Raw genomic sequence first — 24,633 nt, 5'->3', positions numbered from 1 at the left:
CTGGTCTATGAAAAATGTTTTTGCTACAGAAGATAATGAAAGTGAGGGAAATTGCCTGGTATACCAACTAAGATGTGGCGGCTTATTGCTGATTAAATACTTTACAAATACTTGTCTGCATGTACTTGTGTTTGTTCGAATAAGTTAGAAAGAAGGACAGGACAAACCATAGGTGGAGATGCGTATAAATGGGGATGCGTAAACAAAGTTTTATTCGTGGCACGTTCATATTAACCGTGTCGTCATTTTTCACAAAAGGGCTTGGTTTTTTGAACGGAGTCTTGCTGGCACGTTTTTTGGGAGCAGAGGGAGTAGGGCTGCTTATGATTGCTCATCCACTGCTTCCCTTATTTATTACGCTGACAGAGCTGGGGCTTCCTGTTGCGATTTCAAAGCTTGTATCGGAAGCTGAGGTTAAGCAGGATGAAGCGCGAGTAAAGCGTATTCTCACTGTATCCTTAAGCATTACGGGTACGTTGAGTATTATATTAACTTTAGTGGCTCTATTTGGCTCCAAATGGATCGCATCGATTTTTTTGGCCGATCAGCGGGCGTATTATGCTATGGTTGCTATTACGCCGATCATTCCAATTATTGCGATGTCTGCTGTACTGAAAGGTTATTTCCGTGGAAAACAGAACATGAACCCACTTGCCTTTTCCGATATTATTGAGAATCTGGCGCAAATCATTGTTATTATCGGTGTTGTCAACGTTTTGCTGCCCTACGGTATTGCTTATGCAGCTGCTGGCGCAATGGCTGCCTCCGTTGTTGGAGAAGGTTTTGGTTTGCTCTACTTGTTTGCAGTTTTCAAATGGGCTAATCGAGGTAAGATCAAAACCTCTCCACCACCACCGTCAAGAATTTCACTTAAAGGAGATAGTACGTTAAGAGATTTGCTGCGCATCGGCTTACCGATGACAGGCAGCGGTTTTATTCATTCGCTCTATCATGCCTTTCTACCACTGCTGATTACGAAAAGTCTAGTACTGTTTGGTGTAGGTGTTGAGATGGCAACCAAGCAATTCGGACTTCTGGCGGGTTATGCTCTTCCCATGTTGTTTCTCCCCAGCTTCTTCACACAATCGCTGTCGACTGCATTAATTCCGGCGATCAGCGAAGCAAGTGTGAGCAACAATAGCAAGCTTATGCATAATCGGATGGATATGGCTATGCGATCCGCGCTTATAGTAGGTTTCCCATGTACAATCATCCTGTACTTGTGGGCTGTACCCTTAACAACTATGATCTATCATTCGCCAGAAGCGGGCGAGCTGTTAAGGTTAATTGCCCCCTTATTTTTTCTTTATTATTTCGGAGCGCCACTGCAAGCGATTTTACTTGGTTTGGGGAAAGCATCAACCGTTATGTGGAATCATATTCTTACGAATATTTTCGAAGTGATTGCGATCTTTGTTCTAGGTTCTAATATTGGAATCGAAGGGGTGGCCATGGGATTCGGACTGGGACTCTTGCTGCTGACACTGTTGAATTTCTTATCTGTGGCAGGAACGATCGGATTTTATTTTGACTTTCGTATTGTATTTAAGGTGGGAGTAGGAGGAATTGTCATGGCGCTTAGCGGACTGGCGGCTCACGGAATTCTGGAACGATTGGACCTGGGGCAGATCATTGAACTGTTCGGAGCGTTGCTCGTTTCGTTAATCACCTATGCAGCAACATTGCAGGTAACCCGTGCTTGGGAAAGAGCACCGAAACCACCAACGATTACGCCTGTTTCTTGAAAGGGAATATTTCTGATATTCCGGTACCGTGCTCCAAAAAGTAAACTTAGTAATGATGCAACCCTCTGTGTACCCGTATGGAGGCGGATGAAGGTAATGGATGGGGAGCAGCGAGGTGTTTAACTGTATTTTGTGCAGCTATAATCGTTCAAAATAGTTGTGCATTAAAAATAGCTGTATTTCATACATCTATTCTCATGAGATTAAGGCTTCTAGGTGATTTCTCTTGATTTTAATTGTATAGAATGCAGTTAAAGTCGAAGTTATTCCCTAGCAATATGGATTAAGTGTATAAAATGCAGTTACTTAATAGCTTCCGTTAAAATCTTGCGCTACAAATATACGGAGTGGGGATATCAGACGTTACAGTCTTAATTGCTCAGGCAAAACGCCAGTGATCCAAAATATCAGGCAGCGATCCTTGATTATCGGAGATCGCTGCCTGATTCTAATTAGCTTTATGCTAACTATGCTCGATTGACTCACATGCAAAAATGGAGCTAGCTCATAAGTAATTTAAGTAATTCCTATAGGGATGATCCATATGGCAAGTTGGATTGATTAGGTAACATTTTGCGCACACGTATTTGCTATCGGACACAGCTGAGCTTATGAGCAGATTTAGCTTACATTTGGAATTTTAACGGACCCCATCGCAGTTATTACCATGAATAAAACCCGAAATGACTCTCTTTTTAAGGAATAGTTTCACTGGAGTCCGTAACTTAACTCAAAAGCCTAAAAACAAGCAAATAGCGTTTTCTGGGTCCGAAAAGCTCTATGCTTGATCAAGACTGGGTGATTTAGGTAGGTGCAACGGACAAAAGCATTCATCTCTCGATTCATAACATCAGAGCAACGGGATTCTCCAGTAACGGACGATTGCTGCTCTGGCGATCCAAGCTTTTTCGAGACAGTTAAGAAGTGGAGCAGGACAACGCTAGTTATTACCGAGTATTACCGAGTACTATCCTTGACCGTATTTTTTTCTGTAATGACTCAGTGTGAGTAGTGGCCAGATATACTGATAACTATGATAATTGGAATAAAAATTACCGGGGAGACCAGCGCCAGTGGGATAAGAAGTTTTCCAATCCTCTTCATGAATAGACGTAATTAGTCTTTGAAGTCCTTTTTCCACCGCAGCTGTTGGCTCTGGCTGAACGGCGATAATCGCATCAAGTGCCCAGGCGGTTTGTGAAGGTGTGCTTTCTCCTAAAGGAACATATTGTAGTAGCCGGTCGCTGTGACAAGACTCTCCCCAACCGCCGTCCGAGTTCTGAATGCTTAGAAGCCACTTCACTCCTTTTTGCAATGTATCATGATTTATAGGCAGCCCAACAGCCTGCAGGCCTGTTAATGATGCCCAAGTGCCATAAATATAACAAACACCCCATCTTCCATACCACGAACCATCCTTCTCCTGATGTTGAATCAGCCATTTTGTACCCCTTTTAATGAACTCGTGTTGTGTATTTAAACCAGCGAAGTTTCCGAGAAACTCCAAAGTTCGTCCGGTAAGATCTGCTTCCGAAGGATCAATGGCTGCAGATTTAGCACCATCGATAGCGAGCCATGTGAGCATTTCTTTATTGGTGTTTTTTTCGAATGCCGGCCAGCCGCCGTCGTTATTTTGCATCGATAGGACCCAATTCAGTCCGCGATTCCATGATTCCAGATATGAAGGGTGAATGGTTGATAAGCTTCGGATGGCTCGCAAGGCTGCCGTTGTATCATCTACGTCCGGATTGTTTGTATTAGACTCAGAGAATCCCCATCCACCGGGAACTGTATCCGGATTATGGATGCTCCAATCAGCAGGTTTATGATGCTGTTTATCCAGAAGATAAGATGCAGCGTGTTTTATTCCTTTGTGATCAACCGGAATTTGAGCCTCTTGTAAAGCATAGGAGATTAACGCTGTATCCCATATTGTAGATGGAGAGTTTTGAATTGTAGTATTATGATTTGATTGGCATTGCAGTGCGGTGAGACCTTGAATGGCCTGTGTAATTATTGGATGCTGCCGATCATAATCGAGAGCAAGCAGGGCAAAAACCATAAGAATTGTACTGCTGGCATAGCTGTAAAAGGTACCGTCGGATTCGATTCGCTGGAGCATATATTGTTCCGCTTTGTTTTTGGCAGCTTCATGTATGTAGTGTGGACTCCCGAGTAATCTGCTCAAACCCATTTGAATAACATCCTGCATTTCCTGATATCCACGGGTAGACGATTCATCTGTATCCAATCGTGTCTCTATAAGATCTGACAGATCAGGAGCATGGGCTGTAGTGATCGAAAATCGCCGATCGGCCATAATGAGCATAGGAGTGAGGTGTACCCTAGAGTAGCCAGAGAATTCGAAATAGTTAATAGGGAAGTAAGAGGGAAACAAAAGCACCTCCAGTGGAATCGAAGAAATTGCTAAAGGCCACTTGCTTTGACCCGTTGCAGCGAGTATGACTCTAGTTAAGATACTTGTGACTTTGCCTAATCCACCTTTAGACAGTATATAACGTTTAGCCCGCAGTATTGGCTCGTCTGTTATCTTACTGTATCCAGAATAGAGCAGGGCATAATAAGCTTCGACTGATGTGGATAAGTTCCCAGCTTCTTCGTCCTTATATAACTGCCAGCAACCCTCTCGCTGTTGTGCATCAAGAATGCGATCATGTAGCTGCCGAATGAGCGTTTCATTCTGCAGGTTCAACACCCTAAAGAGAATGATCATATAAGCATCGATCACAATCCCGTTCTCAAAACAAAAATGCCATGAGCCGTCATCCTTCTGCTGTTGTAGCAAGAACGTTGACAAACGTTCGATTTCTTCATCTACTTTACTTAGTATATCCGTCATTTTTTGGGTTCCTCCGAAGGCATCATTTTTAACATTATATGAAGTCGGAGAACAGGACATGAAAAAGAGCTGCTTAGTCGCTTTTACGCAACTTTGCAGCTCTTTTAGCATTATTAAACGGTTAATTTTTAATCACAATACGATTTAGCTTGAGATTAACCGGAGCTGCAATGGTGTCACCTACAGGGCATTTGCTCTCCAGAAATTGTACGAACTGTTCGACCTTCTCAGCAGGGGATGGAGTCTTTATGTAGAATGTATACCGAATATCGGAATAGCCAGGACGTACTTCAGAGCGGTTGAAGAATCCGTCGAGATCCAAGTCACCTTCCACATCTACTCTGAAATCTTCAAGCTCCACCTCAAATTTAGAGGCGTAGACCCGAGCTACAATGGATTGGCAGGCACCCAAAGAAGCGAGCAAAGCTTCAACAGGATTCATTCCTGTATCTGTGCCCCCAAGACTTGTCGGTTCATCGATGACCAGCTCGAATTGTCTTGCATTAGTAACGACCTTTACGCCGTCTTGCAAATGAGCAGTTGCTTTGAAAGTTTGAACATTTGGCATGTGTTTACACTCCTTCTTGTGGACAAACTAAGGATGATTTAATGTTTCTTATTTTTTGTAATTCATAGTATATTTCTAGGAATTGTATAGATTATAGTTCTATTCTGTATACCCGTCAATACATGATTAAAATAATAGTTAGGAGGCAACTAGAGTGTCGACCGAAATTGAGAGCTATTTGGACTATCCTAGGTTGCAAATTTTAGGGGGAGAAATAGAATTAAGAGACGATGGGATAAAGCGTAGATGGAAAGCAGAAATCAAACCGTTTCTTCTTGCACCCTATCCTGTAACTGAGGATCTATACAATGCTATAATTAATAACTCATCACATGGAGATCTAAAGCCGGTTGTGAGTATATAGGTGAAGATGGTATATACATTATTTGGGATAAGGAGTCAGACGGCTTCCATCTTGCTCGGTCTTATTAATGGGTTATGGATTTGTAAGTGGAATTAGAGGAGGGAATAATTATGCGCGAAGGACACATAGAAAAGCACGGTTATAACGAGCATCGAGAATACGGAGAGCATGGAGAAATGAATATAAATGGAGTCAAGGAGGGTTCGGAGCATCCTCACAAAAGCGCTCAGACCTTTCGTCGTGCTAGGGCTATCGCATTTTTGGACAAGCTAATGATTAATCGTTCGGCGTTGCAGCAGCAGCTAAAAGAGTCAGAGATTGAAACGACAAAACAAGTCATTAGTGGTGAACTAAAAGCTACGGAAGCGATCATCGATGAGTTCATACATATGTTTCAGATTCATGAGATAACTTCTAATAATAGAGAAGATAGAACCTAAGCCACTCAGCTATATAGAGGTGTTCATGCCCTAGGTTTTGATATGAATGAAAAAAGAAGACTTCTGAAGAAATCAGAGGTCTTCTTTATGTGTAGCTAATAAAGAAAAATGTCTAATGTAAAGAGAATACATCATTAAGTAAAACGCTTTCATGTTCACTCGATAAATTGATTTATATAATTAGTCCTGTAAGTAATATAAAAAGGGGGGCGAAAAAGAATGAAAAAAGTCAACAAAAAAAGGATTAACCTAACTTTAACAGTGTTGATGGCTATGTCCATGCTTATCACTGCTTGTGGTGGGAACAACGGGAATAAAGTGAATTCTGAGGCTAATGCAAACGCAGGCAATACGGGAAAAACACCTGTGTCGGAAGAGAAGCTCAAGATTACCATGTGGTCCCAATTCGCGGATCCAAATTCTAAAGACGGCGGGTTTGTTGGTTTTTATAAAGCACTTGAGGCAACCAAGGCTAAATTCCCTAATGTAGAAATCGAGCATGTAGGTGTTGGAGGCGAATCTTATAAAACGAAAGTGAAAGCGGCTTCAGCAGCCAATGAACTGCCCGACATTTTTTACACCTGGGGTGGTGGATTCTCTGAGCCATTTATAGCGGGGAACCGGATTCTGTCCATTGATGATCTCGCAAAAGATGGAACGCTGGACCAAATCGTACCAGGTACGACAGACAATTTCATCTTCGATAGCAAGCTTTACGGTTTGCCGATCAATATAGCTACTGCTCAAATGTACGTCAATAAAGAACTATTTGAGCAAGCAGGAGCAAAAATTCCGGAAACATGGGATGAGCTTGTTGCTGCGATTGAAGCACTAAAAGCAAAAGGCATTCAGCCGATTGCACTTGGGGCTAAAGACAGATGGCCAGCAATGCAATGGAACGCGATTCTAGCCATCCGGATGGCAGGCGTGGATGCTGTAAATGCTGCTTTAACGAAAACAGGATCATTCGACACACCTGAATTCACAGAAGCTGCTGCGAAATACAAACAATTGATTGATGCGGACTCCTTCGGCAAACATTTTGTTGGAACTTCTTATGATGACGCGACAAATATGTTCCTATCAGGCAAAGCAGCTATGATGTTCATGGGCGCTTGGGTCAACGGACAGATTGAAGATGACAACTCTCTGGTCAAAGGTAAAGTGGTGCCGATTAAATTCCCAACTATTCCAGGGGGGAAAGGAAATGCTGACGAGTGGTTCGGAGGTTCGGGTGAAACATTCGTGCTCAATGCCGATCTGAAAAACAAGGAAAGAATATGGGAAGTATACAAGTTCTTTATTGAGACCATGTCTAAAGAAGTATTTCTGGCTGGTTCAGGCTCCTCAGCATGGAAAGTTGATGTAGGTGACACTTCTCAAATGAATCCACTGGCTCTGCAAATTGGTGAATTGTCCTCTTCAGCAACTGGTTTCTCCTACTGGTGGGATCAAATGCTGAATGGTAATGACACTGAATCTATGTTTGGTTCGCTGATGAAATTCGTCGCCGGAAAAACAACACCTGAAGACTACACGAAAGAACTACAGAGCAAGGTCAATCAAGGACAATAATCTGCGTCAGGCGGCGAGAATTGTTCGCTGCCTGATCGATTTAAGGTGGAGTGAAGCATGCATCAAGTATTCGGAAACAAAAAGGCTATCACCGTATTTGTTGTTCCTGCTTTGATTTTATACATTCTTGTTGGTTTTTTCCCGATCCTTCAGTCTATGTATTACAGTCTGCTGGACTGGGATGGGATACAACCGGCTAAATTTATTGGTTTAGCTTCTTATAAGGATTTATTTTTTGCAGATACGTACGGCATGGATTTTAATCATTCGATACTTAATACGTTGTATCTGGCAGTTCTTTCTGTTTTCATGCAACTTCCGATAGCTCTGGTGCTCGCTCTGGTTCTTGCCAGAGGGGTGTGGGGTGAAAAGCTGTATCGTACTTTGTATTTCATTCCAGTCTTGGTATCCTCCTCTGTCATCGGGGTTATGTTTCTGAAAATCTATCAGCCTGAATATGGCTTGCTGAATACGATACTCAATCAATTAGGCTTGTCCTCCTGGACACATGATTGGTTAACGGAAAGCGGAACTGCACTAATAAGTGTTATGATTCCAATCGTTTGGCAATATATCGGCTACCATATGCTTCTAATGTACGCTGCCATCAAAGGGATTCCTGAAGATTTGTACGAGGCTGCGAAAATTGACGGAGCATCAAGTATAAGAACCGCCTTCTCTATCACTATTCCACTTATTTCACCGATCCTGAAGGTATGCGTCATATTTGCTGTTTTGGGATCATTGAAGTTTTTCGATTTAGTCTTCATTATGACCAATGGCTACCCTACACCGGAAACTAGTGTTCCAAGTACATTGATGTATTCGTCGATTTTTAATCGCAATATGTATGGGTACGGCAGCGCGATGGCCGTGTTTATGGTTGTGGAATGTCTCTTTTTCTACTTAGTTCTACAAAAACTGATCAGAACCTACGATGATAAGGAGGAGAGCTAATGACAACAACACATAACCGCCGCTGGCCAAAGGTTGTTTTGCAGATTGCGTTTCTAATCTTCGCAGTTATTCAACTGTATCCGCTCGTGTGGCTTGTATTTTCCTCCTTTAAAACAAACATAGAAATTACAGGCTCAAATGTGATGGGCTTGCCTAATGAGTGGCGGTGGGCGAACTACGACTACGCACTTTTTAAGGGGAATATCGCACGTAACTTTTTGAACAGCCTTATGTATACAACGGTAACTGTCATTATTTCTGCTCTGTTATCGGCAATGGTTTCTTTTGCTGTCGCAAGAATGAAGTGGAAGCTTAATAATGTGGTGCTTACTTTCTTCATGCTGGGATTGATGATCCCCGTTCATGCTACGCTGCTACCTGTCTTTCAGATGTTAAAAATGACAAGCTTGCTGAATACGCCTTGGGCCTTAATCATTCCTTATACCGTTAGTGCACTTCCTACTACAATCTTTATCATGATTGGTTTCTTTAGAGCGCTGCCAGGGGAGTTGGAAGAAGCCAGCGTTGTAGACGGCTGCAATATTTATCAGGTTTTTTTCCGTATTATGCTTCCGCTTGTAAAGCCGGCTATCGTAACCACTTCCATCTTTACTTTTTTATCCGCTTGGAACGAACTGATGTTTGCCAATACATTCATTAATGATCCTGACTTAGCAACAATTACCGTCGCCATCAATTCGTTTAAAAGTGCCTATGCCACAGAATTTGGACCTATGTTCGCAGGAATGGTTGTGGCTACACTACCCATGATCATTATCTACTTGTTCCTAAGTAATCAAGTCCAAAAAAGCATTATTGCCGGGGCAGTTAAGGGTTAAAGCAATGGGATAGGAATCTTTCGATAAATGCTATACTAGTGTCGTATTGAAGAAGCTATAAATAAAAGTCCGTATTCGCTTAATGTCGGCCAGGAGGTTACCGATGAGGTTTGCACGTATCCGATCACAAATCGTTTTTTACTACTTGGCCTTATTAGTGGTTTCCATGATTGCAAGCGGTATTATGTACCAACGAATCAATGAGAAATTCACCGAGGAAAAGGTAGGTGAGGTATCGCTTCAAACCTTGAACGCCATGAATTCCGGAATCGAATCACTTCTTGACAGCACGAATAATTATTCCAAGATGATCGTGTCGAACAATACGGTTCAGGAAATTTTGGGCAGTGATCTGGCGGGTAACGACATCGGAATTTTAACTTACAAGCTAGAGGTGGCTCTGTCAGATTTTATGCTCGCAGAGCCCTCTATCTCTTCTGTCTATCTATTCGATAATGCAGGACGTAAGTTTGCGATTGATTTGCAGTCTGCAAAACCGATCAGAACGGATGGGATCGAGTCAGCGGAATGGTACTCCGAGGCGGTCACCTTAGACGGAAAATCAATTTGGAGGAAAAATGCCGGAGGTATCTTCAATTTTGAGACGAAGGAACCCCAGCAGGATCCACAATATATTTCTCTGATTCGCATCGTAAACGACATGAACACTTCTAAGAAAATAGGAGTATTAGTCGTGAACATTACGGTTCAGGAGCTGAAAAAAAGCTATGAACGTTCGATCAACGATAATAAACCTGATTTAATGATCGAAACTGGATATGAGACACTCCTTGATTTTACACGGCCTGAATTATCGAACTATACAAACTCTTCTATGCTTGATGTGCCGCTCGGTAGTAGTAAAATCGTAAAGATCAAAGATCATAATTATCTGATCTCTTCTCTGGTTTCAATGGATCGTGGTTGGAAGTTTACTAGCGCTCAGCCTCTGGGGGAATGGGAAAGCCCCTATCGTCAATTTAATCTGATGCTGTTAATGATTATGTTGTTTAATTTCATTTCTATATTTTTAGGTTCCGTCTGGATTTCTAGATTCATTACTACACCTATTTTACATATGCTGCGATCCATGAAAAAAGTGGAGATTGGAGATTTCAGTTTGGTTCGGTACGAGGCGAGAACGGATGAGCTGAACCAGTTGAAAGATAGGTATAACAATATGATTATGACCATTGAGCAAGCGCTGAAGCGGGAGAAAGAAGAACAGAAATTGATTCGAAAACTCGAATTGGATATTTTGCAGCAGCAAATTAAACCACATTTTTTATATAACACGTTAGAATCAGCTGGCTATTTAACTTTGTCAGGAAATAATAATGAGGCGTACCAGATTATTTCTGAGCTTGCAGCCTTCTATCGTCAGAGTCTTAGTAAGGGCAGTGATGTAGTAACGTTAAGAGAAGAAGTAGAGATCACTAAAAGTTATTTGAGTATACAAAATATTCGCTATCCAGAAATTTTCATCAGTGAAATTGAGGTGTCGGAAGAAGCTGAGTATGTTCGGATACCCAAATTGACGCTTCAGCCGCTTGTAGAAAATGCGCTTTATCATGGTATTCGCCCTTTAGGGGAGTGTGGTAAGATTCGCATCCTTGCCCGTATTCAGGGGAATCGACTGAAGCTAGTCGTGGAAGATGATGGTGTGGGGATGAATGAAGACAAACGTCGGGAAATGCAAGCTGAGCCCTATGGGCAAAATGAGTCCAGTTTTGGGTTGCGCGGTACTTTGATGCGTTTGAAGCTGTACTATGGGGCGGACATGAATTGTAGTTTGGTCAGTGCACCGGGAGAAGGAACTCGGATTGAATTGGAACTACCGCTTGAGGAGGGGAATAGTCATGGAGCTTGAACTGCTCAGAGCCATTATTGTGGATGATGAAATTAATGCGAGAAAAATTGTTCCCATCATTATAGATTGGCAAGCGGTTGGTTACAGATTCGTAGGTGAGGCCTCGAATGGAAGCGAAGCGTTAGATCTGATCGAAACCATGAAACCGGATGTAGTATTTACAGATATCAGTATGCCTTTTATGGATGGACTGGAATTAAGCCGGTTGATAAAAGAAAGGTATCCGCTAGTCAAAATTGTGATCATCACTGCACATCCCGAATTCGAATATGCAAAAAGAAGCCTGGACATTGGAGTGCAAAATTTTATCTTGAAGCCGCTCCAAGCCGAGGAGGTACGAAGAGTTGCGGTAGATCTTCATGGAAAAATCCGGGAAGAGACAGAGCGGTGGAACGAATATCAGGAGCTGAATCGACAGTTAAATGAAAACGCCGTTCAACTAAAAGAAAAATTTCTAAATGATTTGCTATCAGGCCTCTGGGACCCCGATCAGCTGGATAGCCGATTCCATTACTTTTTTCCTGAATCAGCGAACAGCTTGTTTTCAATCATGCTTATTGAACTTCAAATTCCCTTAGAAGAAGGGGAGGAACAACGAATCCTGCAGTCTTTGCGTTGTAAGAGGTTTATTGATTACGCGCTTGAAGAGTATGAGGGAATCGAAGTTTTTTTTGATAACAGTCAACGGATTGTCCTTCTTAATAGAAAAGATAATCAGAATCTTACGAAGATTGGAGAGTGGCTGGCCCAATCGCTCCATGAAAAGCTTGGATGTAAAGCTTGCATTGGCGTAGGTAGTACCTGTACGGATTTCAATAGGATCAAAGAATCCTATAAAGAGGCGCTGGAGGCAGTTAGATATGGTAAGTTAAAGGGCAGTAACGCCATTTATTTTTTTAATGATGAAATTCATTTCGGGGGCCGATCCTGGGAAGTTAAGACGAATGAAATTGAGGAAATTTTGTTTTTTGTAAAAGCTGGTGTCTTAGACAAGGCTGTGCAATCCATTGAGAAAATGTTTCAGGATTTGGAGAAGTCCAAGGCTTTTTCTGTGGAACGAGCTAGGCTGGTTTCGGCCCAATTTGTCTCCACATTAATCAATTCACTCGCTGAAATGGGAGTTATAATAGATAATAATCTTTCTTTCGATATTTCGCCATATAAAAGGATTTTTGAGCTCGATAGCCTGCCAGACATGCAACAGACATTACTTGAACTCACAGAGAAGGTAACCTCTCAAGTAACCCGGGCACGAAGCAAAAAAACTAATAATATTATCCATGAAGTTAAAGAATTTATTCAACAGGAGATGCACATTCCGGAGATGTCTTTATCCTATGTATCGAATAAATTCCACATGAATTCCAGTTACTTTAGCCGGATCTTTAAGCAGGACACAGGGATTAGCTTTACGGATTATCTTCTCAAGTGCAGAATGGAAAAAGCGGTGAAGCTTCTGAATGAAACGGATTGGAAAGCTTATCAAATTGCTGAAAAGGTCGGCATTAAAGATCCATTTTACTTCAGTAACTGTTTTAAAAAAGTAATGGGAGTATCCGTTCAGGAGTATAAGAAAAATAGCTTTTCCCTATAAATCACTCCGTTGAATTTGATAATTTTTCTCTTTAAGCCCGCACTTTATGCGGGTTTTTATTGTTTTTTAAGATATAAAGTAAGCAATAATGATGTTACAAAATGGAAAAATGATCTTGACAGAAATGGTTTATATCGTATACATTTGTATACATGAAGAGCGCGTATACAAATGTATACACCGCAAAAGGAGGAAATAAAATGCGTGAAGGACATGTCGGCAAACGTGGCGGTCATAGGGAGCATGGAGAGCATAGAGATCGTGAGGGACGTGGCGAACACAGAGATCGTGGCTTTATGAAACATGGGATGACGGAATCAATGGATCCACATCCTAAAAGTGCTCAAACTTTTCGCCGTGGCAGAGCCATCGCTTTTTTAGATAAGCTTATGGTTAACCGGGCTACATTACAGCGGCAGTTAAATCAGCCTGAGCTTGAATCGATTAAACAAGTGGTTAGCGGTGAATTAAAAGCAACGGAAGCGATCATTGAAGAGTTTAAACAAATCTTTCAGATTCATGAGATCGCTCCAGAAGATACAACATCAAATGTTAATAAAGAGGAGAGTAAAGAAAAAGATGAAAATAACTGAGCTCATTAAAACCCGTAGAAGTACAAAACAATTCAAACAGACTCCAATTCGTGAAGAGGAGTTACATTCATGGCTGGAGGCTGCAAGTTACGCTCCTAATCATCGTATGACCGAACCTTGGGAGCTTCTTTTCATCGGACCCAATACTAGAGCGAAATTAAAGCATAAAACGGATTTTGGCAACGCACCTGTTGTTTTTGCAGTTCTGTCTAAGCCTGCCGCAACTGCGTTTGAACGCGATGAGAATGTTATGGCTGCTGCTTGTTTCGTACAAAATTTCTTATTAGCTGCACATGAAGCAGGTGTAGGTACGTATTGGGCTTCGCTGGGGGCTTTGCCTCATAATCGTGAGATTCTTAGTGTTCAAGAAAATTACGATGTTATTGGGATATTTGGAATGGGGTATCCGGAGGAAGTGCCGAATGCGAAACCTAGAACACCGATTAGTTCTAAAATCACTTATTTATCTTAAACAATTGAAGGTGGCGGAATGTGGAAGCTTAAGCATTATTTGAGGCCATATTGGGTGTGGTGTGTGTTGGCACCATTGCTGATGCTGGTCGAAGTGACTATGGATTTACTGCAGCCCACGCTCATGGCGAGCATTGTGGATAAGGGTGTCATGACAAAAGACTTGTCTCATATTTTCTCGACCGGACTGATCATGCTTGGTGTAGCGTTTATCGGTCTAATTGGTGGGGTGGGCTGCACTATTTTTTCGAGTATTGCTTCTCAAAACTTCGGAAATGATTTGCGGATTAGCTTGTTTGAACATATTCAGAAATTTTCTAATAAGAACCTGGATCAATTGAAGACGGGCTCACTGATTACACGATTAACAAATGATGTGGTACAGCTGCAAACCTTTGTGCAAATGATTTTGCGGAGTATTCGATCTCCCTTGCTATTAGTCGGAAGCTTGGTGATGGCGATTCGGATTAGTCCTATGCTGACCCTCATCCTAGCCGTTGCCGTGCCACTCTTGAGTTTAATTTTGTATGGGTTAATCCGACTTTCTTTTCCTTTGTTTCAGAAAATGCAGGTCAAATTAGACGGTGTGAACACAGTGTTGCAGGAAAATTTATCAGGCATTCGTGTAGTCAAAGCATTCGTCCGCGCTAACCATGAACAGAAACGCTTTAATACAGCTAACAAGGATTATACAGAAATTGCGATAAAAGCGGTACGGTTAATGTCATTAAATATGCCGCTAATGATGCTTGTACTAAATGCCAGTATTGTTGCTGTACTATGGTTTGGGGGAGTGCAAAGCTGGAACGGTGGGCTGCCAGTTGGTCAGCTGATCGCTTTTATTAACTATATAACCCAATTGTTGATGTCAATGCTGATGTTAAGCAATATGTTGACCTTCTTCTCACGAGCCAAGGTTTCTGCCGATCGGGAGAATGAAGTATTTTCCACCATTAGTGAGATTAAAGAAGTTGCCAACGCTAAAAAAGATGCCATACACAACGGTCGGATTGTATTTGACAATGTATCTTTTGCTTATGATCCTTCGGATGAAAATCTAGTGTTAGACGATATTAATTTCACTGCGGAGCCAGGAGAAACAGTGGCCATTCTTGGTGCCACCGGTACTGGTAAATCATCATTGGTCAGCCTCATTCCCCGGTTTTACGAAGTGTCCTCTGGATCCATTACAATTGATGGCTCCGACACTCGTATGATTGCTCTGGAAGATTTGCGTAGCAGAATCGGATATGTTATGCAGCAGGCTATTCTGTTCAGCGGTACTATCCGCGATAATATCCGATACGGCAGACCGGATGCCACAGATGAGGAAGTGGAAGAAGCAGCAATAGCCGCTGAAGCTCACAATTTCATTTTAGAACTTCCACAGGGTTACGATACAGAGCTCGGCCAGCGTGGCATTAACCTGTCCGGTGGGCAAAAGCAGCGGCTTTCGATTGCACGGGCACTTTTAATTCAGCCAACAATCCTCATTATGGATGACAGCACTAGTGCGCTCGATGCAGCGACAGAGTCACGAATCCGGCAGATGTTAAAAACACGGCTGCGCAGCAGCACGAATATTTTGATAGCTCAGCGTGTCACCTCTGTAATTGACGCTGATCGTATTCTGGTATTAGAAAACGGCCGAATTGCTGTACAAGGTACACATGATGGTCTTATGAACAGCAGTGAAATATACAGAGATATTTGGAGATCACAGATGAAGGGAGAGGAGGTGCCTTATGTCAAAGCTTAATAATGGCATGAACACCACTCCTTTTAATCGATCAGGCGGATTCGGACCTGGATCTGGATCTGGACCGGGATCTGGCCCCGGACGGGGCGGAGCTGTGCCAATCGTACGTGCTAAGAATCAAGCGGGCACACTCAAACGCATTTGGATGTATTTGAACCGCCAGCGGTTCGGGTTAATCATTGTGTATGTATTTACTGTGTTAAATGCAATTCTTTCGTTGATTGGGCCTTATCTAATCGGTAAAGCGATTGATACTGCGGTAATTCCTCACGATTATCAGGGTCTTATTCGTTTTTGTCTACTCCTAATAGGTATTTATGGGCTAAGCAGTGTGGTTGCTTGGGTGCAAGCCTATGTTATGACATCCGTCTCACAGAATACCGTGTTTGAGCTGCGTCGTGATCTGTTCAGCAAATATCAACAGCTACCGATTAAGTTTTTTGACACGCAAGCTAACGGAGAACTAATGAGCCGGGCAACCAACGACATAGAGAGCGTATCCAGTACACTTAATCAGAGTGTGACCCAGTTATTAAACAGTTTGATCACCTTAAGCGGTTCACTAGTGATCATGTTAATGATGAACGTTCCGTTGACCGCAGTTTCACTGATAACGATCCCTCTTGTGTTATTGTCCAGCCGTAAAATCATAGGTTTAAGTCGAACTTATTTTAAAAATCAGCAACGCCATCTAGGTGAGTTGGGTGGATTTATCGAAGAAACCATCAGCGGACAAAAAGTAGTCAAACAATACAGCAGGGAAGAGACAGAAGTGAAACGGTTCCGCAAAATCAGTGGAGAGTTGAATAAAGTCGGCATTAAAGCACAAATTGTTTCCGGATTAGTGGGACCGGTCATGAACATGATTAATAACCTTGGATTTGCGATCATTGCCGGGGTGGGTGGCTGGATGGCTTTTCATAACATGGCTACGGTTGGCGTAATCGTTAGCTTCCTTACGTATTCCAAACAGTTCGGACGACCGATCTCCGATCTTGCTAACCAGTACAATCTAATTCAGTCGGCAATTGCTGGTGCGGAGCGTGTGTTTGAAGTTATGGATATGCCATCCGAATACGGTGACGGTGATGAACAAAGTGACGATCTGCCAAGGTTAAAAGGGAAGGTTGTTTTCAAAGACGTTTCATTTGCTTACAAGCCGGATTCACCGATTCTGAGCGGGGTTACGTTTGAAGCAAAACCCGGAGAGAAAATTGCGCTTGTTGGCCCAACGGGTGCTGGAAAAACGACCATTGTCAACTTGCTGATCAGATTCTATGATTTGAGCGGCGGCTCCATATTCATTGATGGGCGCGATATTGGAGAGCTGGATAAAAATGCACTTCGTAGTCAATTGGGAATGGTATTGCAAGACGCGCATGTATTCTCGGGAACGATTCGGGAAAATATTCGCTTTGGCCGTCTTGATGCGACTGACCAAGAGGTAGAGGAAGCGGCAAGATTGGCTAATGCAGACGCCTTTATCAATAGACTTCCGCATGGATATGAGACTATTCTCCATGCGGAAGGCAGTAATTTGAGCCACGGCCAGCGTCAGCTTTTAACGATTGCCCGCGCCATTCTAGCTGATCCAGCTATTTTGATCCTAGATGAGGCAACCAGCAGTGTGGATACGCGTACGGAAATGCATATTCAACAGGCGATGGAAAAGCTAATGAAGGGACGAACAAGCTTTGTGATCGCCCATAGGCTTAGTACCATCCAAGATGCTGATCGTATACTCGTTATTCAGGGTGGCGGAATTGCCGAGCAAGGCAGTCATAAAGAGCTTCTTGCGCTGCAAGGCGTTTATTACGAGCTGTACAATACCCAGTTCAAACGAGCGATTTGAAAGAATCCTTACTTGAACCGATAACATTTGTAAGTAGATGCTTTTATCGGACTCCTCTGACCTTAAAGGCGAGATTTTCTGATTTTCAGAATGTTAAAGGACCCCACTGCAGCTATTGGCGTGAAGGAATAGCATCCCAGGGTCCGAAGTCCTTAAAAAGATGTGTAATCTATTGCGTAATTAATGCCCGATAAAAAAGAGCGACGATTCACCTATTATAGGAGAATCGCCGCTCTTTTTATAAATTCCTCTCTAATAACGTTCCGAGTTGTTCAGCCAAGACTTGATGTGCTACAGGTCTTTCATTCTTGAACCACCATTCCACTACCCCTGCATAAGCCGATGCAACAAAACTAATAATAACCTCTTCATTTAACCCTTGGTTTATTCCTGCGGTGACATTTACTTCATGCCGAAACTCATCGAGAAGAAAGCTTAAGAAACGATTTCGAAAATAAGGAGCACCTTTACTCGCTAACATCATAGAGAAGAAAGAATAATTTTTATCGAAGTATTCCGTCCAGATCAACGTTGCCTCGATAAAATCCAATTCAGACGCCGATTCACAAAGTGCTCTTAGGACCTCTATATGTTCTTCGATAAGTTTATCTAACAAATCATATTTATCCAGATAATGAAGGTAGATCGTTCCCCGGCTTACATTTGCTGTGTCGGAGAGATCCTGTATGGTAATGTCGTCAAAATTTTTCTTAGTCATCAGTTCAATTACGGCCTTTTTAAGCGCATCTTGAGATTTGAGTATTCTTCTATCCACTTTAGACATTCGGGGTTCACCTTACTTTCTAAAAATAATAAACACATTTATAGGATCTGTTTAGTATTGAACAAAACAGACTCATCGTACAATTGAATGTATTCTGTAACTGTTTATAATAATAGATTATAGTCTATTAATAAATCAATATACAATATCGAAAGGGTGTTTTTTCACATGCCAAATATCAAAGATAAAGTCGTAATTATTACAGGTGCTTCTAGTGGGATTGGGGAAGCCGCCGCGAAAGAACTAGCCTCTAAAGGTGCTAAGCTTGTTCTAGCCGCTCGTCGTGAGGAACGTCTTCAAAAGCTTCAAGGAGAAATTGAACAAAGTGGTGGAACAACCATCTACAAAGTGACAGATGTGACTTCCCAAGCACAAATGGAAGAACTGGCTGCTTATGCACTTAAAGAGTTTGGCAAAATTGATGTATTAGTTAATAATGCGGGAATCATGCCACAAGCTTTTCTTTTTAAGAAAAAGGTGGATGAATGGGATCAAATGATTGACGTAAATATCAAAGGGGTTTTATATGCGATTGCAGCTGTTCTCCCATCAATGAGAGAGCAAAAATCTGGTCATATTATTAACTTATCATCGGTTGCTGGCCATAACATTTACCCAGGGGGTACAGTATATTGTGGCACCAAGCATGCGGTTAGAGCAATTTCTGAAGGGCTTCGTCAAGAAGAAGCGATGAGTGGAACCAATATTCGTGTTACCAATGTTTCTCCAGGAGCCGTCAGCAGCGAATTGTTAGATACTACCTCAGATGCAGAGTCAAAAGCTGGCTTGAATGAATTTTACAAAATAGCCATTGATGCAGACAGCATCGCTCGTGCCATCACATTTGCCATTGAGCAACCTTCAGATGTGGCTATCAATGAAATGATTATTCGTCCAACAGTTCAAGTAGGTTAAAAGGGGATCGTTATGGACAGGCCCTATATTATTTGCCATATGCTTACCTCATTGGATGGTAAAACCATCGGAGATTACTTGGATGAAGAACGGACTGCCTATTTTATTGATGAGTACGAAAACATTCATGATCGGTATGGATGTAAAGCTTGGATATGTGGCAGGATTACCATGGAGGAAAATTTTACGTTAGGCAATAAATTAGAATTAGAGCAGAGTAACACTTCAAGCATTCCTAGAACAAACTTTATCGCTCAAAATGATGCCTCAACATATGCAGTAGCTGTAGATCCCTCGGGAAAACTGGGCTGGACCAAAAACTACATTTCAGAAGGAAGTCACAATAGAACAGAGCATCATATCATTGAAGTGCTTACAGAACAGGTATCTGATGCTTATCTAGCTTATCTGAAAAATCTAGGAATCTCATATATATTCGGTGGAAAAGAACGATTGAATTTTTCTGTAGTCGTGAGAAAGCTGAAACAATTATTCTCAATCGATGAATTGATGCTGGAGGGTGGGGGCGTTTTAAACGGCTCTTTCCTGAATGAAGATTTAATTGATGAGTTGAGCTTGGTTATAGTTCCCATCGTAGATGGAGCCTCTAATTCTGTGACCTTATTTGAAATGGATTCATCTATGAAACAACAGCCCTCAGCAAATTTCAGCTTAAAAAGTGTAGAAAAACTTGCGGATGATGGGCTATGGTTGAAGTATGTAACACGGCGTGATTAAATCTATGTTTCTTAAAAAGCGCAAAGCAAAATATGCTTTGCGCTTTTTGAAATCGAGAAAGTAGTAAGCAAGCTTCTCATTCCAAGCCTGCCAGATGCAACGTTTGTTTCAGACGATCTACGTTCACATAGATGTCTTCCAGTCCTGGAAAACGAATCGCAGGATTCGCTACACCTTGCCCGTACACCATATAATATTCGAGATTATTATGGTTGCTGATCATCCAATAGGTTGGAACAACATGCTGGGCATGGAAAATTTCAATGACCTGTGTTCCAGGCTGGCAAAAAGCCAGATTAGCGAGTCCAGCACCATGCGGACCTACGATTACTTTCGCTGAGGCGAATAATTGGATTTGCTGGGCAACCGTCCAGTCTTCTAGACAAATCGGTACGATATTAAATTTCTCTAGGCAGCGGATGACATCATCTTCATTAACCAACCTTCTTGAGCTTGCTTTTTTTCGTGAGATATAAATTCGTTCTGGAGTGACTAGTGTTGTTTCTCTATGCGGTAACAAAAATCTCCGCAGTGTATCCGTGGTCCAAGGAGGATAATGTGAATTCATCATTAAGGAAGGGACAAGTAGCTGGTCAGCCTGAACATATGCTTCTGAATTCGTCCGGATCACCAATGACTCGGATATCCCAAGCATGGCCCACGTTTGTTCCACAAAGGGTCCATACGGATTTGGATTCATGATAATAGTGGAGTAAGTGATTCCGCTCGATTGAAGCATCGCTAATCTAGGAAGCACATCATACATCCAATGAAAATAGTTATGGGCTCCGCAAAATGTTAACACCGCTGCGGTCCCGGCAAAATGTTGAAGCTGCGGATCGTTCCACCGGTGAAACACTGGGTGCTCATCTGCTTCAAGCATCCTGTATTCTTCGGCGTCATATTCTTGGGAAAGATCAAAGATCAATTTCCCTTCTGGTGTTAGAAGGGCACCAGATTCTCCCCATACCTTCCCTCTGGAAATGGTGGCTACGAATCCGCCAAAGGGCTCTAAACAATAAGGTGTTAGTGCTGGAGCAATACTCGTTTCAATGCTTTTGGGCGCTCTGAACTCAGCCGCCCGTCCGAAGTCAAAAGGAACGACATTCCCAGCTTCCTTTGTACTGTTTTCGTTGTGGGAAGTAAAGTCCCAGATGCTTTGGTAATATCCTTGGGGTGGTACCCCTTGTGCAGAAAATAACATCATGTCACCTCATATTCCCAAGTAGAAGCGCAGAAACCTTATTAAGCTATTTTATGAAATGAAGATTCTTTGGACACAGGCTTACTCGGAAAGAGGCGGATGAACAAGAAGACTTACGTGAGACTGAGCAGAAACAACTCATCGCACAGAAACAGATCAGATCCAAAAATCTAAATATGTGCGTTAACCTATGAAGAAATTGCGTTTCTGGAAAAGACATATGTTCCATTGTTGGTATGAATTAACTTATTAACTAATAAGCGACGAGCACGCTAACGCTGAATAGATAGCCGATGGATGCGATGTGTACCAACGTTTAACTGCATTTCGTACAACTATATTCCTTCAAATCACTCAGCTCGGGGATATAAGTGTACTTCGTACATCTATTTCCTTGATTTTCTACCCAATAGGTGGATTTGATCGTTTTTAGTTGTATAGAATGCAGTTAAAGTATGAAGGTTCTTTTTGCGTACGGAATAAGTGTATAGAATGCAGTTATCTCACTGATTCGATTAAGACACAGAACTAAAAGAATACGGAGAGGGCATTTCGATCGGTTACATTCCAAGGTTTGCTATAAGCGATATGCGGACCATTAGTTTGTTTATATTCACTTGCCCATAATCTGATCAGGTAAGCTGGTTAATCCAAAAACACCAGACAGTAATTTTCCAACAATAGGAGAATCGCTGCCTGGTGTTCTTTTTTTACCCTCAAAGCTTGTTCCTATAGACCTTGGGTGACATCCCATAGATTTTAGTGAATTGGCGAGTAAAATAATTACTATCACTAAACCCGCATTCATGTGAGATTTGGGTGATACTGAGATTAGAATGCTTTAATAACCCGCAAGCCCGTTCCAGACGTAAACGATGAAGATAAGCGATCGGGGTTGTCTGATAGTAGGAGCGAAAGATCCGGTTTAAGTGTCTGACTGATATGTCCGAATGTTTGGCGATCTGATCCAGTGTTAACGGCTCAAGATAACGATCTTCCATATATGAGAGTGCATTCGCCAAATGCATCAGATGGTTCCCCTGAATCCCTTTTTCCTGTGGGTCATATTGTCTGGACAAATAGACGACCAGTTCCATAAACTTGGAGCCCAGCATGGTCTGATAACCCTGTAGCTTGTTGTGATATTCTTCAATCATGCCCGCAATGAGAAAAGAGACATACTCCAGGTTAGGAATCGGCAAGCTGAGTTTGCTTGTGTAGGAATGTTTATGGCGATACAGGGGTTCCAACACAAATAAGGCTTGAAAGCCGTTGGATGTCCGCAAATCTGCCCCAGCTGTCGATAGCAATTCAGGCTGAAACATAACATTGCAGATCTTGAAATCCTGAGGATCTTTAAAAGCATGCGGGGTCGAACCATTAATTACAAACACATTTCCCTTTTTGATAAAAGACTCCTCAGTATTAACAATATGTGTAGCTGTGCCACTCAATACAATTACGAGCTCTGAAAAGTCCGCATGTCTATGTAGATCGGTGTCTTCGTCGTGATAGCCGTATTGAATAAAAAATGGAAATTGACGATCAGATGTAAACCATTTTAAATAAAATTCACTCAACTTGTTACCCTCCAAAAGCTTGTCTAGATGAATGTCTATATCATGCTATTTTAGGACCGAATAATCAAGGCTTTCTATCCAGTTGAAGCAGTATAATCCTTGACATAGGTTTCAGTGATTAAGATAGAGAAGGAGAATACTACATGAAATATAACAATCCGATTATCCCGGGGTTTTATCCAGATCCAAGCATTTGCAGAGTAGACGAGGATTTTTATCTGGTAAATAGTTCATTTGCCTATTCTCCGGGAATACCCATTTGGCACAGCAAGGATTTGGTGCATTGGAAGCAGCTTGGGTACTGTTTGACTCGTGAGAATCAGCTTCAATTTGATGAATCCGTGATGTCCGGAGGTGTGTGGGCGCCGACTCTTCGTTATTATAACGGTCGTTTTTATATGGTTACGACAAATCAGGATAGCGGGGGTCATTTCTACGTTTGGGCGGATGACCCGGCAGGCGAATGGTCGAATCCACTTTATGTGGAGCAGAAAGGCATTGATCCCTCCTTGTTTTTTGATGATGGAAAGGTTTATTTCACAAGCACAGGCTCCGAGCAAGGGATGGGGATCTACCAATGTGAGATTGATATTGAAACGGGTCAAAAGCTTAGCGATACACGCTTGATCTGGACTGGCAGCGGAGGAAAATTCCCTGAGGGTCCACATCTTTACAAAATAAACGATTACTACTATTTGATGTGTGCGGAAGGTGGGACAGAATATGGACATATGGAGACTATTGCAAGAAGTAGATCGCCATATGGGCCTTATGAATCGTCTCCTCACAATCCCATTTTGACACATCGAAGTTCAGATTACCCCATTCAAGCTACAGGGCATGCCGATTTAGTTGAAGCACAGGATGGTAGCTGGTGGGCGGTATTTCTGGGGATTCGACCAGTAGGTTATCCTTACCGTCATCATCTTGGCAGAGAGACATATTTGGCTCCGGTTCAGTGGACGGAGGAGGGGTGGCCAATGATTGGTGATAACGGAGTGGTTGGTTTAGAAATGGAAGCTGACCTGCCTTCACCAATGCCGTGGGAAGAAGAGCCTGAAACCGACGATTTTGATCAATCTGACCTAAGAATGAGCTGGAATTTCATACGTAATGCTAATAAGGTGGATTGGTCATTGCAGGAACGGGGAGGGTGGCTAGCTTTACGTGGATCAGATGTGAGATTAAACGAAAAGGGAACGCCTGCTTTTATTGGCTGTAGACAGCGGCATTTGAATTGTGAAATTACCACCAAAATGGAATTTAGCCCTCTTGAGGGTGACGAAGCTGGTCTTGTAGTTTTTATGGATCAGAAGTATCACTACGCAATTGGACTAACGCAGATGGAAGGTGAAAATGTTATTACGCTGCGCAGACAGGTAGGGAGCATTAGTGATGTGGCATATTCTTCGGCTTTCGAAGGTACAGGGGTAGAATTGAGAATCCAGGCATTACCTGAAAAATATATATTTTACTATCGAGGTGTGGATCAAATATGGCATCTGCTTGGCGAAGCCGAGACACACTTGATATCTACTGAAGTCGCAGGCGGATTTACTGGAGTATTCTTCGGCATGTATAACTACTCTCCTTATGGAACAACTGCTTATTATGATTGGTTTAGCTATCAAAAGAAATAAAAGGCGGTCGGCTACGTGATCGTCAGAAAAAGCAGTGTTAGCTTGTGAAAAATACAAAGCAGCGATTCTCCAAGTATGGATGAATCGCTGCTTTGTGTTTTTTGGTTGTTGTTGTTGTTGTTTGGATATCGTTGTTTTTTTGTCGTCGTTGGTTGTCTCCCTCAGCTTGTATTTATCAACCTCTTGGGCTTAAGGACTCAGAGGACGTTATTTGCATATTAATCCCTTTTTAAGCATAGTTTCGGACCCCAATGCAGCTATTACTTCGAAATAGATTCATATTGA

The 24,633-nt window shown here is 42.2% G+C and carries 20 protein-coding genes; 15 read left to right on the top strand and 5 right to left on the bottom strand.

Annotation, left to right across the window (positions count from 1 at the left end; all coding sequences use genetic code 11):
- Positions 1 to 188: 188 nt before the first annotated feature.
- The gene (spoVB, locus tag MKY63_RS26475) at positions 189 to 1,745 is read left to right on the top strand and encodes a stage V sporulation protein B (RefSeq protein ID WP_339810430.1); all 1,557 of its coding nucleotides are present in this window, start codon (positions 189 to 191) and stop codon (positions 1,743 to 1,745) included.
- Between the two features lie 967 nt (positions 1,746 to 2,712).
- Here the strand turns inward: spoVB and shc are convergent.
- Both shc and MKY63_RS26465 read right to left on the bottom strand, forming a co-directional pair.
- Entirely contained in the window at positions 2,713 to 4,605 is a 1,893-nt protein-coding gene (gene shc, locus MKY63_RS26470) for a squalene--hopene cyclase (protein WP_339810427.1), read from the bottom strand.
- Positions 4,606 to 4,726: 121 nt separating this feature from the next.
- Positions 4,727 to 5,173: an OsmC family protein gene (locus MKY63_RS26465; RefSeq protein ID WP_339174208.1), complete on the bottom strand. Its 447-nt coding sequence runs from the start codon at positions 5,171 to 5,173 to the stop codon at positions 4,727 to 4,729.
- A 154-nt stretch (positions 5,174 to 5,327) separates the two neighbouring features.
- On the opposite strand from MKY63_RS26465, the gene MKY63_RS26460 reads away from it, so the two are divergent.
- From MKY63_RS26460 to MKY63_RS26410, 11 genes are all read left to right on the top strand, one after another.
- Complete coding sequence (locus MKY63_RS26460) at positions 5,328 to 5,537, top strand: hypothetical protein (protein WP_339174210.1); 210 nt, start codon at positions 5,328 to 5,330, stop codon at positions 5,535 to 5,537.
- 110 nt (positions 5,538 to 5,647) lie between these two features.
- Positions 5,648 to 5,977, top strand: coding sequence for a hypothetical protein (locus MKY63_RS26455; RefSeq protein WP_339174213.1), 330 nt, complete (start codon positions 5,648 to 5,650; stop codon positions 5,975 to 5,977).
- Between the two features lie 219 nt (positions 5,978 to 6,196).
- Positions 6,197 to 7,552, top strand: a complete 1,356-nt coding sequence (locus tag MKY63_RS26450) for an extracellular solute-binding protein (RefSeq protein WP_339174215.1) — start codon at positions 6,197 to 6,199, stop codon at positions 7,550 to 7,552.
- 57 nt (positions 7,553 to 7,609) lie between these two features.
- On the top strand, positions 7,610 to 8,509 hold the full coding sequence (locus tag MKY63_RS26445; RefSeq protein WP_339810424.1) for a sugar ABC transporter permease: 900 nt from the start codon (positions 7,610 to 7,612) through the stop codon (positions 8,507 to 8,509).
- Positions 8,509 to 9,348 carry a carbohydrate ABC transporter permease gene (locus MKY63_RS26440; protein WP_076302063.1) on the top strand — a complete coding sequence of 280 codons (840 nt, stop codon included), beginning with the start codon at positions 8,509 to 8,511 and terminating at the stop codon, positions 9,346 to 9,348. The genes MKY63_RS26445 and MKY63_RS26440 overlap by 1 nt, the downstream gene beginning before the upstream one ends.
- Positions 9,349 to 9,451: 103 nt before the next feature.
- Entirely contained in the window at positions 9,452 to 11,218 is a 1,767-nt protein-coding gene (locus tag MKY63_RS26435) for a sensor histidine kinase (RefSeq protein WP_339174217.1), read from the top strand.
- Positions 11,208 to 12,812 (top strand): response regulator, encoded by a 1,605-nt coding sequence (locus MKY63_RS26430; protein ID WP_339174220.1) that lies wholly within the window; start codon positions 11,208 to 11,210, stop codon positions 12,810 to 12,812. The genes MKY63_RS26435 and MKY63_RS26430 overlap by 11 nt, the downstream gene beginning before the upstream one ends.
- Before the next feature lie 200 nt (positions 12,813 to 13,012).
- On the top strand, positions 13,013 to 13,405 hold the full coding sequence (locus tag MKY63_RS26425; RefSeq protein ID WP_076217567.1) for a hypothetical protein: 393 nt from the start codon (positions 13,013 to 13,015) through the stop codon (positions 13,403 to 13,405).
- Entirely contained in the window at positions 13,392 to 13,877 is a 486-nt protein-coding gene (locus tag MKY63_RS26420) for a nitroreductase (protein WP_076184571.1), read from the top strand. Before MKY63_RS26425 ends, MKY63_RS26420 begins: the two co-directional genes overlap by 14 nt.
- An 18-nt stretch (positions 13,878 to 13,895) precedes the next feature.
- Positions 13,896 to 15,635, top strand: a complete 1,740-nt coding sequence (locus tag MKY63_RS26415) for an ABC transporter ATP-binding protein (protein ID WP_339174223.1) — start codon at positions 13,896 to 13,898, stop codon at positions 15,633 to 15,635.
- A complete protein-coding gene (locus tag MKY63_RS26410; RefSeq protein WP_339174225.1) occupies positions 15,622 to 17,487 on the top strand; it encodes an ABC transporter ATP-binding protein in 1,866 nt (621 codons plus the stop codon). Before MKY63_RS26415 ends, MKY63_RS26410 begins: the two co-directional genes overlap by 14 nt.
- Before the next feature lie 238 nt (positions 17,488 to 17,725).
- On the opposite strand, the gene MKY63_RS26405 is transcribed toward MKY63_RS26410, so the two are convergent.
- Positions 17,726 to 18,271: a TetR/AcrR family transcriptional regulator gene (locus MKY63_RS26405; protein ID WP_076105670.1), complete on the bottom strand. Its 546-nt coding sequence runs from the start codon at positions 18,269 to 18,271 to the stop codon at positions 17,726 to 17,728.
- Positions 18,272 to 18,439: 168 nt separating this feature from the next.
- Here MKY63_RS26405 and MKY63_RS26400 point away from each other — a divergent pair, with 168 nt between their 5' ends.
- Positions 18,440 to 19,186: an SDR family oxidoreductase gene (locus tag MKY63_RS26400; protein WP_339810418.1), complete on the top strand. Its 747-nt coding sequence runs from the start codon at positions 18,440 to 18,442 to the stop codon at positions 19,184 to 19,186.
- A 78-nt stretch (positions 19,187 to 19,264) separates the two neighbouring features.
- The gene (locus MKY63_RS26395) at positions 19,265 to 19,924 is read left to right on the top strand and encodes a RibD family protein (RefSeq protein WP_339810416.1); all 660 of its coding nucleotides are present in this window, start codon (positions 19,265 to 19,267) and stop codon (positions 19,922 to 19,924) included.
- Positions 19,925 to 20,000: 76 nt separating this feature from the next.
- On the opposite strand, the gene MKY63_RS26390 is transcribed toward MKY63_RS26395, so the two are convergent.
- Both MKY63_RS26390 and MKY63_RS26385 read right to left on the bottom strand, forming a co-directional pair.
- Positions 20,001 to 21,131, bottom strand: a complete 1,131-nt coding sequence (locus MKY63_RS26390) for a glycosyltransferase family 61 protein (RefSeq protein ID WP_339810413.1) — start codon at positions 21,129 to 21,131, stop codon at positions 20,001 to 20,003.
- 713 nt (positions 21,132 to 21,844) lie between these two features.
- The gene (locus MKY63_RS26385; protein WP_076217573.1) at positions 21,845 to 22,708 is read right to left on the bottom strand and encodes an AraC family transcriptional regulator; all 864 of its coding nucleotides are present in this window, start codon (positions 22,706 to 22,708) and stop codon (positions 21,845 to 21,847) included.
- Positions 22,709 to 22,851: 143 nt separating this feature from the next.
- On the opposite strand from MKY63_RS26385, the gene MKY63_RS26380 reads away from it, so the two are divergent.
- On the top strand, positions 22,852 to 24,348 hold the full coding sequence (locus MKY63_RS26380) for a glycoside hydrolase family 43 protein (protein ID WP_339810410.1): 1,497 nt from the start codon (positions 22,852 to 22,854) through the stop codon (positions 24,346 to 24,348).
- The last annotated feature ends 285 nt before the right edge of the window (positions 24,349 to 24,633 follow it).

Origin of the sequence: Paenibacillus sp. FSL R7-0189 (assembly GCF_037969925.1) — a bacterium.
Lineage (GTDB): Bacteria > Bacillota > Bacilli > Paenibacillales > Paenibacillaceae > Paenibacillus_AQ > Paenibacillus_AQ odorifer.
Note: the sequence above shows the minus strand (reverse complement) of the source record. Positions and strands in the feature narration are given on the sequence as shown.

Coding starts and splice junctions, on each gene's coding strand:
- spoVB (WP_339810430.1), top strand. CDS start 189: ATGGGGATGCGTAAACAAAGTTTTATTCGTGGCACGTTCATATTAACC.
- shc (WP_339810427.1), bottom strand. CDS start 4,605: ATGACGGATATACTAAGTAAAGTAGATGAAGAAATCGAACGTTTGTCA.
- MKY63_RS26465 (WP_339174208.1), bottom strand. CDS start 5,173: ATGCCAAATGTTCAAACTTTCAAAGCAACTGCTCATTTGCAAGACGGC.
- MKY63_RS26455 (WP_339174213.1), top strand. CDS start 5,648: ATGCGCGAAGGACACATAGAAAAGCACGGTTATAACGAGCATCGAGAA.
- MKY63_RS26450 (WP_339174215.1), top strand. CDS start 6,197: ATGAAAAAAGTCAACAAAAAAAGGATTAACCTAACTTTAACAGTGTTG.
- MKY63_RS26445 (WP_339810424.1), top strand. CDS start 7,610: ATGCATCAAGTATTCGGAAACAAAAAGGCTATCACCGTATTTGTTGTT.
- MKY63_RS26440 (WP_076302063.1), top strand. CDS start 8,509: ATGACAACAACACATAACCGCCGCTGGCCAAAGGTTGTTTTGCAGATT.
- MKY63_RS26435 (WP_339174217.1), top strand. CDS start 9,452: ATGAGGTTTGCACGTATCCGATCACAAATCGTTTTTTACTACTTGGCC.
- MKY63_RS26430 (WP_339174220.1), top strand. CDS start 11,208: ATGGAGCTTGAACTGCTCAGAGCCATTATTGTGGATGATGAAATTAAT.
- MKY63_RS26425 (WP_076217567.1), top strand. CDS start 13,013: ATGCGTGAAGGACATGTCGGCAAACGTGGCGGTCATAGGGAGCATGGA.
- MKY63_RS26420 (WP_076184571.1), top strand. CDS start 13,392: ATGAAAATAACTGAGCTCATTAAAACCCGTAGAAGTACAAAACAATTC.
- MKY63_RS26415 (WP_339174223.1), top strand. CDS start 13,896: ATGTGGAAGCTTAAGCATTATTTGAGGCCATATTGGGTGTGGTGTGTG.
- MKY63_RS26410 (WP_339174225.1), top strand. CDS start 15,622: ATGTCAAAGCTTAATAATGGCATGAACACCACTCCTTTTAATCGATCA.
- MKY63_RS26405 (WP_076105670.1), bottom strand. CDS start 18,271: ATGTCTAAAGTGGATAGAAGAATACTCAAATCTCAAGATGCGCTTAAA.
- MKY63_RS26400 (WP_339810418.1), top strand. CDS start 18,440: ATGCCAAATATCAAAGATAAAGTCGTAATTATTACAGGTGCTTCTAGT.
- MKY63_RS26390 (WP_339810413.1), bottom strand. CDS start 21,131: ATGATGTTATTTTCTGCACAAGGGGTACCACCCCAAGGATATTACCAA.
- MKY63_RS26380 (WP_339810410.1), top strand. CDS start 22,852: ATGAAATATAACAATCCGATTATCCCGGGGTTTTATCCAGATCCAAGC.